This window comes from Alistipes intestinihominis, from assembly GCF_040095975.1.
GTDB lineage: Bacteria > Bacteroidota > Bacteroidia > Bacteroidales > Rikenellaceae > Alistipes > Alistipes senegalensis.
Window position 1 is genome coordinate 172,522 of the sequence record NZ_JBBMFL010000003.1, and the last position, 16,611, is coordinate 189,132.

General features: G+C 62.6%; 14 protein-coding genes. 12 read left to right on the forward strand and 2 right to left on the reverse strand.

What is annotated here, in order from left to right; translation table 11 throughout:
• Window positions 1-5: 5 nt before the first annotated feature.
• Complete coding sequence (locus WMO46_RS03825; protein WP_349093844.1) at window positions 6-1,103, reverse strand: DUF4435 domain-containing protein; 1,098 nt, start codon at window positions 1,101-1,103, stop codon at window positions 6-8.
• Between the two features lie 169 nt (window positions 1,104-1,272).
• On the opposite strand from WMO46_RS03825, the gene WMO46_RS03830 reads away from it, so the two are divergent.
• The 6 genes from WMO46_RS03830 to WMO46_RS03855 all read left to right on the forward strand — a co-directional run bounded on the left by WMO46_RS03830 (window position 1,273) and on the right by WMO46_RS03855 (window position 9,982).
• Window positions 1,273-1,620: a translation initiation factor gene (locus WMO46_RS03830; protein ID WP_129651556.1), complete on the forward strand. Its 348-nt coding sequence runs from the start codon at window positions 1,273-1,275 to the stop codon at window positions 1,618-1,620.
• A gap of 1 nt (window position 1,621) precedes the next feature.
• The gene (locus tag WMO46_RS03835; protein WP_349093845.1) at window positions 1,622-4,552 is read left to right on the forward strand and encodes a hypothetical protein; all 2,931 of its coding nucleotides are present in this window, start codon (window positions 1,622-1,624) and stop codon (window positions 4,550-4,552) included.
• Between the two features lie 36 nt (window positions 4,553-4,588).
• Window positions 4,589-6,991 carry a transglycosylase domain-containing protein gene (locus WMO46_RS03840; RefSeq protein ID WP_195497652.1) on the forward strand — a complete coding sequence of 801 codons (2,403 nt, stop codon included), beginning with the start codon at window positions 4,589-4,591 and terminating at the stop codon, window positions 6,989-6,991.
• A 130-nt stretch (window positions 6,992-7,121) separates the two neighbouring features.
• Window positions 7,122-8,114, forward strand: a complete 993-nt coding sequence (locus WMO46_RS03845) for an aspartate-semialdehyde dehydrogenase (protein ID WP_349093847.1) — start codon at window positions 7,122-7,124, stop codon at window positions 8,112-8,114.
• A gap of 48 nt (window positions 8,115-8,162) precedes the next feature.
• Complete coding sequence (locus WMO46_RS03850; protein ID WP_195497650.1) at window positions 8,163-8,654, forward strand: hypothetical protein; 492 nt, start codon at window positions 8,163-8,165, stop codon at window positions 8,652-8,654.
• Between the two features lie 119 nt (window positions 8,655-8,773).
• Entirely contained in the window at window positions 8,774-9,982 is a 1,209-nt protein-coding gene (locus tag WMO46_RS03855) for a site-specific integrase (RefSeq protein ID WP_129651561.1), read from the forward strand.
• A gap of 41 nt (window positions 9,983-10,023) precedes the next feature.
• On the opposite strand, the gene WMO46_RS03860 is transcribed toward WMO46_RS03855, so the two are convergent.
• The gene (locus WMO46_RS03860) at window positions 10,024-11,448 is read right to left on the reverse strand and encodes a sialate O-acetylesterase (protein ID WP_349093848.1); all 1,425 of its coding nucleotides are present in this window, start codon (window positions 11,446-11,448) and stop codon (window positions 10,024-10,026) included.
• A gap of 205 nt (window positions 11,449-11,653) precedes the next feature.
• On the opposite strand from WMO46_RS03860, the gene WMO46_RS03865 reads away from it, so the two are divergent.
• The 6 genes from WMO46_RS03865 to nuoH all read left to right on the forward strand — a co-directional run bounded on the left by WMO46_RS03865 (window position 11,654) and on the right by nuoH (window position 16,611).
• Window positions 11,654-12,262 (forward strand): superoxide dismutase, encoded by a 609-nt coding sequence (locus WMO46_RS03865; RefSeq protein ID WP_349093849.1) that lies wholly within the window; start codon window positions 11,654-11,656, stop codon window positions 12,260-12,262.
• Between the two features lie 176 nt (window positions 12,263-12,438).
• Complete coding sequence (locus WMO46_RS03870; RefSeq protein WP_227901141.1) at window positions 12,439-12,798, forward strand: hypothetical protein; 360 nt, start codon at window positions 12,439-12,441, stop codon at window positions 12,796-12,798.
• A 111-nt stretch (window positions 12,799-12,909) separates the two neighbouring features.
• Complete coding sequence (locus WMO46_RS03875; RefSeq protein ID WP_010264732.1) at window positions 12,910-13,260, forward strand: NADH-quinone oxidoreductase subunit A; 351 nt, start codon at window positions 12,910-12,912, stop codon at window positions 13,258-13,260.
• Window positions 13,251-13,910, forward strand: a complete 660-nt coding sequence (locus tag WMO46_RS03880; RefSeq protein ID WP_019151414.1) for an NADH-quinone oxidoreductase subunit B — start codon at window positions 13,251-13,253, stop codon at window positions 13,908-13,910. Before WMO46_RS03875 ends, WMO46_RS03880 begins: the two co-directional genes overlap by 10 nt.
• 64 nt (window positions 13,911-13,974) lie before the next feature.
• Window positions 13,975-15,522 carry an NADH-quinone oxidoreductase subunit D-related protein gene (locus tag WMO46_RS03885; protein WP_026076672.1) on the forward strand — a complete coding sequence of 516 codons (1,548 nt, stop codon included), beginning with the start codon at window positions 13,975-13,977 and terminating at the stop codon, window positions 15,520-15,522.
• A 12-nt stretch (window positions 15,523-15,534) separates the two neighbouring features.
• Window positions 15,535-16,611 (forward strand): NADH-quinone oxidoreductase subunit NuoH, encoded by a 1,077-nt coding sequence (nuoH, locus tag WMO46_RS03890; protein ID WP_129651564.1) that lies wholly within the window; start codon window positions 15,535-15,537, stop codon window positions 16,609-16,611.

A 16,611-nucleotide genomic window follows, 5' to 3' on the forward strand; every position in this document is an offset into this window, starting at 1 on the left:
TTTTTTTACTCCTGCCCCTGCCGGAGGCGGTGGATGATGCCGATCATCGATGTTTCCCGGATCTCGCCGTTGCGCTTCATGTTCCAGATCGTGCGGGCGATATAGCGTTCGATGTCGCGCTCCAGACGTTTGTAGAGCGCGCATTTGGTGTAGTTCTCGTTGTCCAGGAGCACGTCGCGGATCGAGCGCAGCGAATTGGTGTAGTTCGCCATCTCGTTCTTGAGCGCCACGCCCTGCTTCTTCGATGCGGTGATCTTGGCGATCGACATCGCCCGCAGCTTCTCGCACACGGTGTTCAGGGCGATCATCACCACGTTGTCCATCAGCGTATGGCCGTGCATGAACAGATAGGCGTTCTCGGGTTTCAGCCCGCGTTCCTTGAGCTGTTCCTCGAATTCCTTCATCGGTTCGATCATCCGCGGATTGCGCCGGCGGAGCAGCTTCTCGCGCTTCGTGACGTTGCGCCGGAGCCATTCGAGGGTCTTTTCGCCGTTGTTCTCGATGTCGAGGTAGCCGATGCGCACCGACTGCTTGAAGTCGATCAGCGGAAAGACGTTCTCCGTGGCCAGCTGCGCCGAGTAGGCGTACCAGACGAACAGCGGGTAGATCGTGCACGAGTATTCGCGCATGAATTTCACGAAGTCGAAGATGCGCGTGTCGTTCTTGGTGGCCTTCACGCAGACGTTGTGCAGCGAGGGGGCGTAGCAGAGGTAGTTCTCGGTGGCGTAGGCGTAGGTGTGGAACATGAACCGACTGCCGTTGACCTCCTTCGACTGGGGCGTGCGGTCGGCGAAGAGGTAGTCGAAATCGGAATCGACGCAGAGGATCGTCTCCTCCGACGAACGGGGGATCATCCCCATCAGCACCTTTTTGCCTTTGGGCAGGTCGCCGCGGTCGGGCACTGAGATTTCGAACCGCAGGTAGGGATTCTGGAAATGGTCGAAAATCCCGCGCCAGAATGCCACGTCCTCGTAGCCTTCGACATAGACCTTCACCAGCCGCTGGTCCGGATTGGCGGGCAGGGGCTCGGGCAGCCGTTCGGGCGTCATCGGCTGCGAGAAGGGGTTGAGCCGGCGCAGTTTTTCGCGGAACTTTTTTGCCATACGCATATAAAAATAATACAGACCCGCTGCGGAAGCGAATTTGCGCACGGTCCGGCGGAGCTTTTCGACAAATTAACGGGTCGTTGCGACACCAAAGATAAATATTTTGCTAATTTTGCGCAATAAATTACGTCCCTTTCGGCGTTCATTTGCAACCATTCGAACAATTATGGCGGACAACGACTGGAAAGCGCGGCTCGGGATGGTCTATTCGACCGATCCCGGCTTCAAATACGAAACGGCCGAAGAGCCCGAGGCGGAGACCCTGCCCCCGGCGCGGCAGGACCTGCGGGTGTGGCTCGACCGCAAGCAGCGGGCCGGCAAGGTCGTGACCCTCGTCAAGGGCTTCGTGGGCCGCGACGGGGATTTGCAGGAGCTGGCGCGCCTGTTGAAGACCCGCTGCGGCGTCGGAGGCGCCGCCAAGGAGGGCGAAATCATCATTCAGGGCGACCACCGCGACCGCGTGGTCGAGATTCTCACCCGCAGCGGCTACCGCTGCAAAAAAGCCGGCAGCTGACGTGCGCCGGCTGCTGTCCCTGCTCGCGGCGCTCGTCGCCGTCTGCGGTGCCGAGCGCGCCGCCGCCCAGTATTACACGTGGGGTTCGGACCCTCCGATGAAGTGGTCTGCGATCCGCACGCCCGACGTGCGGATGATCTATCCCGACACCGTGTCGGCCGTCGCCCGGCGCACGCTGTTCTACATCCGCACCGTGCAGCCCGACATCGCCTACGGTTTCCGCCACGGTCCGATGCGCATTCCCTTCGTCATGCACCCCGAGAATTTCCAGTCGAACGGGCTGGTGATGTATCTCCCCAAGCGTGTGGAGTTCCTCACCTCGCCGGCCGTCGAGGGCTACTCGATGCCGTGGTACAAACAGCTCGTGGCCCACGAATACCGCCATGCCGTGCAGTACAACAACCTCGACCGGGGCGTCATCCGCGCCCTGAGCTACGTGCTGGGGCAGCAGGGTTCGACCATCGGCCTGCTGTGCATGCCGATCTGGGCTATGGAGGGCGACGCCGTGATGTCCGAGACGATGATGTCGTCGTTCGGGCGGGGATTGCAGCCCTCGTTCTCGATGGCCTACCGCGCGATGGGCAGCGTCGGCCGCGACCGGCGCAACATCGACCGCTGGTTCTGCGGCTCCTACCGCGACTACATCCCCGACCACTACGAACTGGGATACCAGATATGTTCCTATGCCTGGGAGCGTTACGGTGAAAATGTCTGGGACAAGGTCGCGTGGTACGGTTCGCGCAACCCTTACGTGCTGGCCACCACGCGCGTCGCCCTGGGCAAGTTCTATAAGACCAACGTGCAGAAGCTCTTCCGCGAGACCTTCGACGAATTGGAACGCTATTGGGATTCGCTGCCCGCGGCCGAGGACAGCGCCGCGACCCTGACCCGACTGCCCGAAAAGAACCACACCACCTACCAGTGGCCCCTGCCGCTGGGCGATACGGCCGTGCTAGCGCTCAAAACCGACCTCGACCGCGTGTCGCGCTTCGTCGAGATCGACCGCCGCACGGGCCGCGAACGCCTCGTCTGCTACACGGGGCAGGTCTCGACCCGCCCTTCGCTGTGCGGGGGACGGGTGTGGTGGACCGAATACCGCCGCTCGAAACTCTTCGAACAGCGCGTCAATTCGCAGCTTTGTTATATGGAACTCTCCGACGGCGTGCCCCGCTCGGTCGCCGGACGCCGCAGGGCGCTCTTCCCGGTGGAGACGCCCGACGAACTGGGGTGGGTCGAGTACGATCCCGACGGCCGCTATACGGTCGTCGTGCGGCGCGGGTCGGAACCCGAACGGCGTTTGGCGACGCCGGGCCGGACCGAGGTGCACGGGCTGGCGTGGGACGACCGGACGGCGGCGTGGTACGTCCTCGTCACCGATGACAGCGGCATGTGGATCGGCCGCATCGACAGCGAAGGGGTGCATCCGATCACCGAGGGGGCCTACATCACCCTTTCGAATCTCCGGGCCGGCGGCGGCAAACTCTACTACGGCTCGATCGCCTCGGGCAAGGACGAGGCCCATTGCTACGACCTGACGGACGGCCGCGAATACCGCATCACGACCTCGGCCTACGGCTCTTTCTCTCCGGCTCCTGCCGGCGGCCGCGTGCTGCTGACGACCTACGACCGCCGCGGCTACCGTGTCACGGAGCAGGCCGCGGACAGCGCGCTGGTCCCCGTCGCGCCGTCGCGTCTGCCGGTCAACCTCGTCAATCCGCCGCGCAGGCGCTGGGACGTGGTGAACCTCGATACGGTGCGTTTCGATGCGGCCGACTCCCGGATGCAGCGCGATTCGTTCCGCACGAAGCGTTACCGCAAGGTGCCCAACCTGATCAATGTCCACAGCTGGATGCCGCTGGCGTTCAATCCGTTCGCCGCGGTGGACGAACACGTCATCGACCTCAATCTGGGCTTCACGCTTCTGTCGCAGAACCTCCTGTCGAACACTGAGGCTTACGCCTCCTACGGCTGGAACCGCAGCGAAGGTTCGCTGGTGAACCTCGGGGTGCGCTATTTCGGGCTGGGCGTGCGCTTCGATCTCGACGCCTCCTACGGCGGCAACCAGCTCTTCTACTCGCTCGGACAGTATAACCGGCAGACCGGAAAATATGAATATCAGTCGCGCCCTGCGCCCGACAAATACTACTCCGTGGGGCTGTCGGCTACGTTGCCGCTCTATTTCCAGCAGGGCTACCATACGCGCCAGCTCTCCGTCTCGACGGGCTGGAACTACTCCAACGGCATGGTCGCCAATATGCGGGAGATCGAATGGGGCCAGGGAGGGCTGATCTCCAACATCCAGCACATCGGATTCCGCAAGGGGCTGCACAAACTCTCGTTCGGCGTGGGTTTCTCGGACCAGGTGCGCATGTCCCACCGTGATTTCGCTCCCCGCTGGGGCTATACCCTCAGCACGAACTACACGTTCAATCCGGCGAACTCCCATTTCAGCGACCTGATTTCGTTCTACGGACAGGCTTACCTGCCGGGATTCGTGCGTCACAATTCGGTGAAAGTCGCCGCGACCTATCAGACCTCGCTCGGAGGGTACAAATACCCCTCGGGCTACTCGCCGCTCAGCTACCGTTCGACGCGCCTCATTCCCCGCGGATTCACCTCGGCGGACATTCTGTCGAACAACTACACGGCCGTGTCGTTCGATTACCAGCTGCCGGTGTGGTGCCCCGAGGGCGGTATCGGGTCGGTGATCTACATCAAGCGCATCCGGCTCAACGCCGGCGGCGACTACGCGCAGTTCCGCGACGCGGGACACGATGTCTGGCGGCGCATCTGGTCCGCGGGCGGCGATCTCGTCGTCGATTTCAACGCCTTCCGCCAGCCTGCGTCGGCCACCTCGACCTTCAAACTGTCGTGCTACAAGCCTTCGAACGGCTCCGTGTGGTTCGCGGCGTCGGTGGGGCTACCGTTTTAAGGAATATTTCGTATCTTTACCGCAAAATTTGGTCGTATGACACAGCGTAAAAAGACGGGCGTAAGCCCGAAAATGATAAAATGGATCTGGTGCGTGGCGCTCGCACCCTTTGCGTTTGTGGGCGTGCTGCTGCTGCTGACGGCGCTCGGCGTCTTCGGGCGCATGCCCTCGTTCGAGGAGCTGGAGAACCCCCGCAGCAACCTCGCCACGGAGATCTATTCCGAGGACGGCAAGGTCATCGGCACCTTCTTCGTGCAGAACCGCTCCTACGTGCAGTACGCGGACCTCTTTCCCTCGGATTCGACGCTCCGCATCCGGCTCGACGGATACGAGGTGCCGCCGATCGTCGCGGCGCTTATCTCGACCGAGGACATCCGCTTCCGCGGCCATTCGGGCATCGACATCCCCTCGCTGGCGCGCGTGGCCGTGAAGACGCTGCTGATGCAGAACACCTCGCAGGGCGGCGGCTCGACCATCACCCAGCAGCTGGCCAAGAACCTCTTCCCGCGCGACACGGCCCGCAACCGCGGCGCCGTCGTCCGCAAGGCCAAGCTCGTGACGGCGAAGCTGAAAGAGTGGATCACGGCCCTCAAACTCGAATACAACTATACCAAGGAGGAGATCGCCGCGATGTACCTCAATACGGTGGAGTTCGGCTCGAACGCCTACGGCATCAAGTCGGCGGCCCACACGTTCTTCAACAAGGAGCCCGACGAGCTGAACGTGCAGGAGGCGGCCGTGCTGGTGGGCGTGGTGAACGCCCCGACGCGCTACTCCCCGGTGCGCAATCCGGACAACGCCCTCGCGCGCCGCAACCTCGTGCTCTCGCGCATGGAGGAGGCCGGGGCGCTGACGCGCAGGCAGCGCGACTCGATCGCGGCGCTGCCCATCGTGCTGAACTACCGGCCCGTGTCGCATAACGAGGGTTCGGCGACCTATTTCCGCGAGATGCTGCGTCTGGTGATGAACGCCGAGCGGCCCAAGCGCAGCCAGTTCTACAACGAATGGGACTACGACCAGGCGGTGAAGGAGTACGACGAGAATCCGCTCTACGGCTGGTGCCTCAAAAACCGCAAGGCCGACGGCACGCCCTACAACATCTACCGCGACGGACTGAAAATCTACACCACGATCAACTCCGTGATGCAGTCCTATGCCGAGCAGGCCGTGCAGCGGCAGATGGAGAAGGAGATCCAGCCCAAGATGGACGCGCAGTACCGCAGCACCAAGACGCTTTTCATCGGCGCCGACCGCGAGGAGCGCGAGCGCATCATGCGCCACGCCGTCCGCTATTCGGACCGCTACCGCGAGATGAAGAACGCCGGGGCGAGCGAGAAGCAGATACAGGCCGCATTCGACAAACCCTGCGACATGAAGGTCTTCACCTACAAGGGCGAGCGCGATACGCTGATGACTCCGCGCGACTCGATCCTCCACCACAAGCGGATCATGCGCGCCGCGATGGTGGCGCTCGACCCCCGCACGGGATTCGTGAAGGCTTATGTCGGGGGGCCCAACTTCCGTTACTTCAAGTACGACATGGCCAAGCAGGGCAAGCGGCAGATCGGTTCGACGATCAAGCCTTTCGTCTATACCTTCGCCATCGACCACCTGGGGATGACTCCCTGCACGATGGTCCCGAACCTGCCGACGACCATCGAGACGGCCAACGGTACGGCGTGGTCGCCCAAGGAGGCCGGCAACGTCGAGTACGACGGCGTGCTGCACCCCCTGAGCTGGGGCCTCGCGCGCAGCCGCAACAACTATTCGGCGTGGATCATGAAGCAGGCCAAGCAGCCTGCGGCCGTGGCCGACTTCATCCATAACATGGGCATTCGCAGTTACATCGACCCCGTGCCGGCGCTGGCCCTCGGCTCCTCGGAATCGAACGTCTTCGAGCTGGTGAGCGCCTTCTCGACCTTCGCCAATCAGGGCGTGCACACCGATGCGATCTTCGTGACCCGCATTGAGGACCGGCAGGGCAACCTGATCGCCTCGTTCATTCCCCAGTCGCAGGACGCCATCAGCGAACGCACGGCCTACACGATGCTCACGATGTTGCAGGGCGTGGTCAATGCAGGAACGGCCGGGCGTCTGAAGTGGCAGTTCGGATTCAACGACGTGGAGATCGGCGGCAAGACCGGAACATCGAACCAGAACCGCGACGCATGGTTCATGTGCGTGGCTCCGAAACTCGTGGCAGGGGCCTGGGTCGGCGGCGAGGACCAGTCGGTGCACTTCGTCCGCGGCGGCGAGGGCAGCGTGATGGCCCTGCCGATCGTCGGCGATTTCATGAAGCGGGTCTACGACGACGGACGCTTCGGCATCGGCCGCGGGGATCAGTTCCTGCGTCCGGCGATGATGCCCCGCTACGACTGCGACGAAGAGGTCGATCCCGGGAAGCCCGATACCTCCGACGAGGACGACTTCTTTAATTGATGATTACGGCCGGCCATTGTGCCGGTCGATTTTTTTGCATTTCGTACTGATTTCGTTATATTTGTCCCCGGAGCTTCCGTGTACGGTCCGTCCGAGCGGGAACGATGATCACTTTTTAATTTTAATCAGGATGAAAATTGCTATTGTGGGCGTCAGCGGTGCTGTGGGCCAGGAATTTCTGCGAATTTTGGAGGAACGGGCGCTTCCGATCGACGAACTCGTGCTGTTCGGGTCCCAGCGCAGTGCGGGACGCAAATACAAGTTTCGCGGAAAGGAGATCGAGGTCAAACTGCTGCAACACAACGACGATTTCAAGGGGATCGACTTCGCCCTGACCTCGGCCGGGGCCGGAACGTCGAAGGAGTTCGCCGATACGATCACCAAACACGGTACGGTCATGATCGACAATTCGAGCGCCTTCCGCATGGATGACGACGTGCCCCTCGTGGTGCCGGAGGTCAATCCCGAGGATGCGAAGAATGCGCCCCGCCGCATCATCGCCAACCCCAACTGCACGACGATCCAGATGGTCGTGGCACTGAACGCCGTCGAGAAGCTCTCGCACATCACCCGCGTGCATGTCTCGACCTACCAGTCGGCCAGCGGCGCCGGAGCCGCCGCCATGACGGAGCTGGAGACGCAGTATGCCGAGCTCGGCGCGGGCAAGGAGCCCACGGTGGCGAAATTCGCCTTCCAGCTGGCCTATAATGTGATTCCGCATATCGACGTGTTCACCGACAACGACTACACGAAGGAGGAGATGAAGATGTTCCACGAGACGCGCAAGATCATGCACTCGGACATCTGCGTGTCGGCGACCTGCGTGCGCGTTCCGGTGATGCGCGCCCATTCGGAGAGCGTGTGGCTCGAGACCGAACGCCCCGTGTCGGTGGAGGAGGTCCGCGCGGCCTTCGCCGAGGAGCCGGGTGTGGTGCTGATGGACGACCCGGCCGGCAAGGTCTACCCGATGCCGCTCTTCATCGCCGGCAACGACCCCGTCTACGTGGGCCGTATCCGCAAGGACCTGACCTGCGAGAACGGACTGACGTTCTGGTGCGTGAGCGACCAGATCCGGAAGGGTGCGGCGCTCAACGCCGTGCAGATCCTCGAAACGCTGATCTGACTCTCCGGCGGCGGTCTCCGCCGTCGGATCTGATGACGGCCCGATGCCATGAAAAAATTGCTTTCCGCCCTTTATGCGATGCCCGGACCCGTATGGCTGTTCGGCGCTTTCGGCGTTTCCCGGATGTGGTCGTGGCTGCTCGCATGGGCCGCTTCCGGCTCCCTACCGACGACGTGGACGGCTGCCGCCTTTGACCTCTGCACGCTCCTTGCCTCCCTGCTGCCCTTGACGCTGCTGTGGCTGCTGCTGCGACGGAGCCCTTATGCCGTGCAGCAGGTCAGCCTGTATGCGGGACTGAAGAGTGCGGCGCATTTCGCGGCCCTGTTCCTGTATCGTCCGGTTTTCGGCGACCTTCCGGGTGCCTTTTCGGTGCCCGCGAGCGCGCTGCTGACCAACGCGGTGATGTGCGCCTTGTGGTTCGGAGTGCTGCGTTACTTCGAACGTTCGGAGGACATCGCCCGGCTGTTTCCTGCGGAGGAGCGGCGGCGGACGTGGTGGCCTGCGGTGCCGATGGCCGCCCTGATTCTGACCTGCATGTAGACGGCTTGCATAAAACGAACCCCGGAGTGCGAACTCCGGGGTTTTTGTGTCGCTCGGCCGGCCGGCATGCGTGCGAAATGTGCGATAATTGCGACCTTTCGGAATAAATTTTTTGAATTATGACTACTTCCGTAAAGGTGAAATTCCGCACATCGCGTGTCCCGGGCAAGGCCGGGAGCATCTATTATCAGGTGACGCACGACCGTCAGGTCCGCCGCATCGCCACCCGCATCCGCATTCTCCCCGCATGGTGGGACGCCGCTGCCGGGCACGTCCTGCCGCTTCCCGGCGAGGCGTCGGTGATCCGGCTCCGCATCGACGGCGACGTGGCCCTGCTGCTGCGTATCGTCCGCGATCTGACGCTCGAAAGGCGTCCGTACACGGCGGACGAGATCGTCGCGCGTTTCCGCACCCCGCACCGGGATGTCTCTGTACTGGCATTCCTGCGGGGGCAGATCGCCCGGCTGACTTCGGAAGGGCGGCTGGGGACGGCGCGCAACTACACGCGCACGCTCAACAGCTTTTCGGCTTTTCTCGGCGGCACGGACCTTCCCTTCGCCGCCTTTACCGAGCCGCTGGTCGAGGAGTACAACGCCTATCTCGTCCGGCGCGGCGTCGTGCGCAACACCGTGTCGTTCTACATGCGCATTCTCCGCGCCGTCTACAACCGGGCGGTCCGGCAGCGCCTTGCAGAGCAGAGTTTTCCGTTCAGCGGCGTCTACACGGGCATCGACCACACCCGCAAGCGGGCCGTCGAGGAGCGGCTCATCGGCCGGCTCCGGAACCTCGACCTGAGCGGATCGGACGCCCTGGCGCTGGCCCGCGACCTCTTTATTTTCAGCTACTGCACGCGCGGGATGTCGTTTGTCGATATGGCCTTCCTGCGGAAGCGCGACCTCTCGGGCGGGGAGATCAATTACGTGCGGCGCAAGACGGGGCAGCTGATGACCGTGCATTTGGAGACGTGCATGCGGGAGATCGTCTGGCGGTACGAGTGGCGCACCCGGAATACGCCTTACGTCTTTCCGCTGCTGACCGCCGAGGAGCCCGGCAGGGCCTATTCGCAGTATCAGATAGCGCTGAACTATTACAACCGCCAGCTGAAGCGGCTCTCGCAGCTCCTCGGGCTCGAAGAGGGGCTTTCGTCCTACGCGTCGCGCCACAGCTGGGCGACGGCGGCGCGCAACCACCGGGTGCCCATCACGGTCATCAGTGCGGGCATGGGACACACCTCCGAGCGCACGACCCGGATCTATCTCTCTTCGCTGGAGAGCTCGGTGATCGACTGCGCCAACCGGAAGATCCTGTCGGCGCTGACCCGGATATGACGCAGCGGGCCGGACCCTTTCGGAGTCCGGCCCGTCGGCTGTCATTTCACCTCCCAGTCGTCGGTGCGGAACGAGGAGGCGGGGATGCCCGAACTGTTGAACAGCGTAGCTTCGGCGTAGTTGCGGAAGGCGTAGCGCACGGCCACGGGCTCCGCAACGGCGTCGCACGTGACGATCAGGCGTCCTTTGCCCTTTTCGATCCGGGCCGTGGCGGGGTGGAACACCCGGTCGGCGCCGGCGACCTCGAAGCCCGTGAGCGTGTCGCCCAGCGGGGCGAGGCCCTCGCGGCCCGTGCGGAAGGTCAGATAGGCTTTGCCGTCGGCAACCTCCATCTTTTCATAAACCGGCGTGTCGGCGTCGATGCCCTTCATGCCGTAGGTTTTCGTCAGCGCCAGCCATGCCAGGCGTGTGCCGACCTCCTCTTTCCGGGCGGGGTGGATGCAGTTCTCGTCGCCGATGTCCATCGTCACGGCCATGCCGCTCGACGGAATGTCGCCGAGATTGCGCAGCTGGGCTTCGCGCAGCAGGGCCGAGCCCGTTTCGTCGGGGTTTTCATAGCAGTAGGGCGCGATCTGCACGTAGTAGAACGGCAGTTCGCCCTGCGCCCAGCGTTCGCGGAGCATCTTCACGAAGGCCGGCATCAGCGCCCGGTACTGGTCGGGCCGCAGCCGGTTCGATTCGCCCTGGTACCAGAGGAAGCCCTTGACGGTGAAGGGCACGAGCGGTGCGATCATGGCGTTGTAGAGTCCGCAGGGCTTGTTCTGGGGACGGTCGATCTTCCCGTCGCCGTCGAGGAACGAGAGGTCGAACTCCTTGAAGCCGCCCATCGTCTCGCGGTCCATCCATGCCTCGACGGGCGTGCCGCCCCAGCAGGTGACGATGACGCCCACGGGAACGTCCAGCACCTCTTGCAGGTAGCGGGCGAAGTAGTAGGCCGTGGCGCTCGTCGCGGCGACGGCCTCGGGGGTGTGCTTCTGCCATTGCGCCGTGCACTCCTCCTGCGGCGTGCGGGCCGTGGCGCGGTTCACGGTGCAGAGGCGGATCGGCGTCGCGGCCTTGGCCCGTACGATCGCGTCCGCCGAGCCTTCGACGGGCTGGTTGAAGAAGCCGCGCACGGGCATCTCCATGTTCGACTGCCCGGAGCAGAGCCACACCTCGCCGATCAGTACGTCGCGGAGCGTCAGCGTCTCGCCGTCGCTCAGTTCGATCGTGTAAGGGCCTCCGGCCTCCGGGGTGGGCACGGCGGCCTGCCAGCGACCGTCGCGGCCGGCGGTGGCCGTCACGGGCTTCGCGCTCCACGAGGGGCGGATGGTGACTTTCTTTCCGGGAGCGGCTTTGCCCCAGAACTGCGCTTCGGACTGCTGCTGGAGCACCATGTTGTCGCCGAAGATGCCGGGCAGGACGACTTTCGCCTGCATCGTGAGGGCCGTGCCGAGCGCGGCCAGTGTGAGAAGGATTCGTTTCATGGTTCGTTATCGGATTTAATCGGATTCGACAGAACGGTCGCAGATCTCAAAATTACGAAAAATATTCGAAAATCCTCGATCGGGCATTTTATTTGTTGGAATGCCGTTCGACGCGCAGCCCGGCGGGGGTGTCCCGGGCAGGCGGATAACGAAAAAACGACCTTTTATGACGACATTCATCACCTTATTTATAATTCCTCTGATTATGGCAACCGATACCGCAACCGAACCGCGTTTCACGCCGCAGGAACTGCCCTACGCATACGATGCGCTCGAGCCGGCGATCTCCGGCGAGACGATGCGCTACCACCACGACAAGCACTATGCGGGCTATGTCGCCAAGCTCAACGAGCTGATTCTCGACACGCCCTTTGCCGGACAGCCGCTCGAAGACATCGTACTCTCGTCCGACGGTGCGATTTTCAACAACGCCGCGCAGGCTTGGAACCACGAATTTTTCTTCGGACAACTCTCCCCGCATCCGCAGAAAGCGCCCTCGAACGAACTTTCGGAGGCCATCGACCGCGATTTCGGTTCGTTCGACGGGCTGAAAACACGGATGGCGCAGGCTGCCGCCGGGCTGTTCGGATCGGGCTGGGTGTGGCTGGCCGAGAACGGGTCGGACGAGTTGGTGGTCGTCGGCGAACAGAACGCCGGCAATCCGATGTGCCGGGGCATGAAGCCGCTGCTGGCGATCGACGTTTGGGAGCACGCCTACTACATCGACTACCGCAACCGCCGCGCCGACGCCGTGGGTGCGCTGTGGAACGTCATCGACTGGCGTGTCGTGGAGGACCGCTACGCGAAGGAATAGCCTTCCGGACCGTCGTGTGAGAACGCCGCTTTCCCGTTTCGGAAGGCGGCTTTCGTTGTTCGAAATGGCGATTATGTAATCAAAATTCGTCTTTTTGCGTCTTTTTCCGTCCGCAGAGTCTTTTTTCTGCATAAAAGACCGTATCTTCGCACCGCATAAACTGTGATTCGGACGGAATGTTGGAACGGCTTCGATATGTCTTGATCCTGCTGCTCTTCGCTTTGGCGGGAAATCTCGGGGACACCTCGTTTCAGGATGCAGGCGGTGTACCGCCTGCGCTCGACGAGACGGTGACGGCGTGTCCTCCGGCAGCCGTCCGCAACTATTTCTCCGTGGCGCTCTGTTCGTGCAGCGCCTCGATCGAGGCCCCCGTCGTGCAGACGGACCAGAAGGCCGTCGTCCGGCAGCGCGCCGCCGTGCGCACCGCCGTCGATGCCGCGTTCGGAGTGCGCACCGCGATGCGCACCTATGCCCGGACCCTGCATGCCGATCCCGTGGATTATTACGTCTACTCGCTGGGGCGCATTCTGATTTAGCGTCCCTGCCCCCCCCCTCTTTCGTCTTTTGTCTGTTTCTTCCGGGAGCGCTCTTCCCGGATTCGCGGCGTTTCGGGCGCCGGATAGATATAATTCGTAAAACAATCGCTTATGTATTTTACGCTGTTGGTGGTCGTCATCCTTACGGCCATTGCGCTGGTAGCTGTCGCGCTGGGGATCGCCCGCGCCATTTCGCCGCGCTCGTACAACCCCCAGAAGGGCGAAGCCTACGAATGCGGCATCCCCACGCGGGGCCGTTCGTGGATGCAGTTCAAGGTGGGTTACTATCTCTTCGCCATCCTTTTCCTGATGTTCGATGTCGAGACGGTGTTCCTCTTCTCGTGGGCCGTGGTTGTGCAGGAACTGGGTGTCTACGGACTGGTGAGTATCCTCTTTTTCTTGTTGGTACTGATTCTGGGCCTTGCCTACGCATGGCGGAAAGGAGCTTTGGAATGGAAATGATGAAGAGACCGAAAATCAAGTCGATGTCCTACGAGGATTTCAACGACAACGAATACATCGAACGGATGGTCGCCGAACTGCGCGAGGGCGGTGCCAACGTGCTGGTGGGGTGTCTGGACGAACTGATCGAGTGGGGCCGCAGCAACAGCCTCTGGCCCCTGACGTTCGCCACGAGCTGCTGCGGCATCGAGTTCATGGCCGTCGGCGCCGCGCGCTACGATTTCGCCCGGTTCGGGTTCGAAGTGGCCCGCGCCTCCCCGCGGCAGGCCGACTTCATCATGGTCGCCGGAACCATCACCCATAAGATGGCCCCGGTGCTCAAACGTCTCTACGACCAGATGGCCGATCCCAAATACGTGATCGCCGTGGGTGGCTGCGCCATCAGCGGAGGGCCTTTCAAACGGTCGTACCACGTGGTCGATGGCGTGGACAAGATCCTGCCCGTCGATGTCTACATCCCCGGGTGCCCGCCGCGCCCCGAGGCGATGCTCTACGGACTGATGCAGCTCCAGCGCAAGGTGAAGGTGCAGCGGTTTTTCGGCGGCGTGAACCGCCAGATCGGCCGGGAGGAGTACGAGGAACTGCTCCGGCGCGACCTGACGGCGGAAAAGAACGATCTCAATGTGGAAGGAGAAGAAAAACATGAATAACGACCTCTTGAATAAGATTACGGCCTGGGAGCCCCGCGCCGTATGGACCGAAGGCGGCGACGGGATGTTCACCGTTCCGGCGGACGGCTTTCACGACCTGGCCGGGCGTCTGCGGGCCGACGGGTTCGACTTCCTGCGCAGCCTCACGGGTATGGACTGGGGCGAGGCAGGTTTCGGCGTGGTCTATCATCTTGAAGCGACCGCGACGGGCGAGAACGTCGTGCTGCGGACGCTGACCCCCGACCGCGAGCGTCCGGTGCTGCCCTCGGTGTGCGACCTGTGGAAGGCCGCCGAGCTGAACGAACGCGAGGCGTTCGACTATTTCGGCATCCGCTTCCTGAACCATCCCGACATGCGGCGCCTGTTCCTGCGCGACGACTGGGCGGGACACCCCCTGCGCAAGGATTACGACCCGGCGCAGAACCCCCTGCGCATGAGCAACGAGGTGTCGAAGGACAGCTCGCCGACCTACGAACTGCAACCCGACGGCAGCTATATCCGCAAGCGCAACGTGCTCTTCGAGGAGGACGAGTACGTCATCAACATCGGCCCCCAGCACCCGGCGACGCACGGCGTGCTGCGTTTCCGCGTGTCGCTCGAAGGCGAGATCATCCGCAAACTCGACGTTCACTGCGGCTACATCCACCGCGGCATCGAGAAGATGTGCGAGGAGCTGACCTATCCCCAGACGCTGGCCCTGACGGACCGCCTCGACTACCTCGGGGCCGCGCAGAACCGCCATGCGCTGTGCATGTGCATCGAGAAGGGGTTGGGCGTGGAGGTGCCGGAGCGCGTGCAGTACATCCGCACGATCATGGACGAGTTGCAGCGCATCGACTCGCACCTGCTCTTCTTCTCCTGCCTCTGCATGGACATGGGGGCGCTGACGGCCTTTTTCTATGGCTTCCGCGACCGCGAGAAGGTGCTCGACATCCTCGAACAGACCACCGGAGGGCGTCTGATCCAGACCTACAACACCATCGGCGGCGTGCAGGCCGACATCCACCCCGATTTCGTGCGCAAGACCAAGGAGTTCATCGCCTACATGCGTCCCAAACTGCGCGAATACCACGAGGTGTTCACGGGCAACGTCATCGCGCAGGAACGTCTGAAAGGCACCGGCGTGCTGACGCGCGAGGACGCCGTTTCGTTCGGCGCCACGGGCGGCACGGGGCGCGCCTCGGGATGGGCCTGCGACGTGCGCAAGCGCCATCCCTACGCCGCTTACGGCAAGGTGGATTTCGAGGAGGTGCTCTTCACCGAGGGCGACTGCTTCGCCCGCTACATGGTCCGCATGCGCGAGATCGAGCAGAGCATGAACATCATCGAACAGCTGATCGACAACATTCCCGAGGGCGAATACCAGCTGAAAATGAAGCCCGTGATCCGCATTCCCGAGGGCAGCTATTATGCCGCCGTCGAGGGGAGCCGCGGCGAGTTCGGGGTCTTCATCGAGAGCCGGGGCGACAAGTTCCCCTACCGCATGAAGTTCCGTTCGACGGGCCTGCCGCTCGTCTCGTGCCTGGAGACCATCGCCCGGGGAACGAAGATCGCCGACCTGATCGCCATCGGCGGCACGCTGGACTATGTGGTTCCGGATATTGACAGATAAAAAAGAGACACTATGTTCGACTTTTCAATAATTACAAGCTGGGTTCACGGGATGCTGACATCGCTGATGCCCCTCGGACTGGCCGTCTTCGTCGAATGCGTCGTGGTCGGCCTCTGCCTGCTGCTGATGTACGCGGTGATCGCCGTCGTGATGATCTTCATGGAACGCAAGGTCTGCGCGGCTTTCCAATGTCGCCTGGGCCCGGTGCGCGTGGGTTTCTGGGGGCTGTTGCAGGTCCCTGCCGACGTGCTGAAGATGCTCACCAAGGAGATCATCACCATCCGCCGCTCGGACAGGTTTCTGTATAACCTCGCTCCCTACATCGTCATTCTGGCCTCGGTGCTGGCCTTCGCCTGCCTGCCCGTGAGCAAGGGACTGGAGGTGCTGGACTTCAACGTGGGGGTCTTCTTCCTGATGGCCGCCTCGTCCATCGGCGTGGTCGGCATCCTGCTGGCCGGGTGGAGCTCCAACAACAAGTATTCGCTGATCGGCGCCATGCGGAGCGGTGCCCAGATGATCTCCTACGAGCTTTCGATCGGCCTCTCGATCCTCACGATCGTCGTGCTGACCGACACCATGCAGTTCTCCGAGATCGTGGCCCGGCAGGCCGACGGATGGTTCCTCTTCAAGGGCCACCTCCCGGCGTTCGTCGCCTTCGTGATCTACCTCATCGCGGGCAACGCCGAGGTCAACCGCGGGCCGTTCGATCTCCCGGAGGCCGAATCGGAACTGACGGCGGGTTACCACACCGAGTATTCGGGCATGCACTTCGGCCTGTTCTACGTCGCCGAGTTCGTCAACCTGTTCATCGTCGCGGGCGTCGCCGCCACCATCTTCCTCGGGGGCTGGATGCCGCTGCACGTCGCGGGCTGGGAGGGCTTCAACGCTGCGATGGACTGCATCCCGGGCTTCGTGTGGTTCTTCGCCAAGGCTTTCTTCGTGGTGGGGCTGCTGATGTGGATCAAGTGGACCTTCCCGCGCCTGCGCATCGACCAGATCCTGACCCTCGAATGGAAGTATCTGGTGCCCATCGGCCTGGCGAACCTGTTGCTGATGGTCATCGTCGTCGTATTCAAACTGCATTTTTAG

Excerpts from the sequence above, each read along its gene's own strand:
- WMO46_RS03860 (WP_349093848.1), bottom strand. The coding sequence starts at position 11,448 with ATGAAACGAATCCTTCTCACACTGGCCGCGCTCGGCACGGCCCTCACG.
- WMO46_RS03825 (WP_349093844.1), bottom strand. The coding sequence starts at position 1,103 with ATGGCAAAAAAGTTCCGCGAAAAACTGCGCCGGCTCAACCCCTTCTCG.
- WMO46_RS03875 (WP_010264732.1), top strand. The coding sequence starts at position 12,910 with ATGTATTTTACGCTGTTGGTGGTCGTCATCCTTACGGCCATTGCGCTG.
- WMO46_RS03840 (WP_195497652.1), top strand. The coding sequence starts at position 4,589 with ATGACACAGCGTAAAAAGACGGGCGTAAGCCCGAAAATGATAAAATGG.
- WMO46_RS03880 (WP_019151414.1), top strand. The coding sequence starts at position 13,251 with ATGGAAATGATGAAGAGACCGAAAATCAAGTCGATGTCCTACGAGGAT.
- WMO46_RS03850 (WP_195497650.1), top strand. The coding sequence starts at position 8,163 with ATGAAAAAATTGCTTTCCGCCCTTTATGCGATGCCCGGACCCGTATGG.
- WMO46_RS03845 (WP_349093847.1), top strand. The coding sequence starts at position 7,122 with ATGAAAATTGCTATTGTGGGCGTCAGCGGTGCTGTGGGCCAGGAATTT.
- nuoH (WP_129651564.1), top strand. The coding sequence starts at position 15,535 with ATGTTCGACTTTTCAATAATTACAAGCTGGGTTCACGGGATGCTGACA.
- WMO46_RS03870 (WP_227901141.1), top strand. The coding sequence starts at position 12,439 with ATGTTGGAACGGCTTCGATATGTCTTGATCCTGCTGCTCTTCGCTTTG.
- WMO46_RS03865 (WP_349093849.1), top strand. The coding sequence starts at position 11,654 with ATGGCAACCGATACCGCAACCGAACCGCGTTTCACGCCGCAGGAACTG.
- WMO46_RS03855 (WP_129651561.1), top strand. The coding sequence starts at position 8,774 with ATGACTACTTCCGTAAAGGTGAAATTCCGCACATCGCGTGTCCCGGGC.
- WMO46_RS03885 (WP_026076672.1), top strand. The coding sequence starts at position 13,975 with ATGTTCACCGTTCCGGCGGACGGCTTTCACGACCTGGCCGGGCGTCTG.
- WMO46_RS03830 (WP_129651556.1), top strand. The coding sequence starts at position 1,273 with ATGGCGGACAACGACTGGAAAGCGCGGCTCGGGATGGTCTATTCGACC.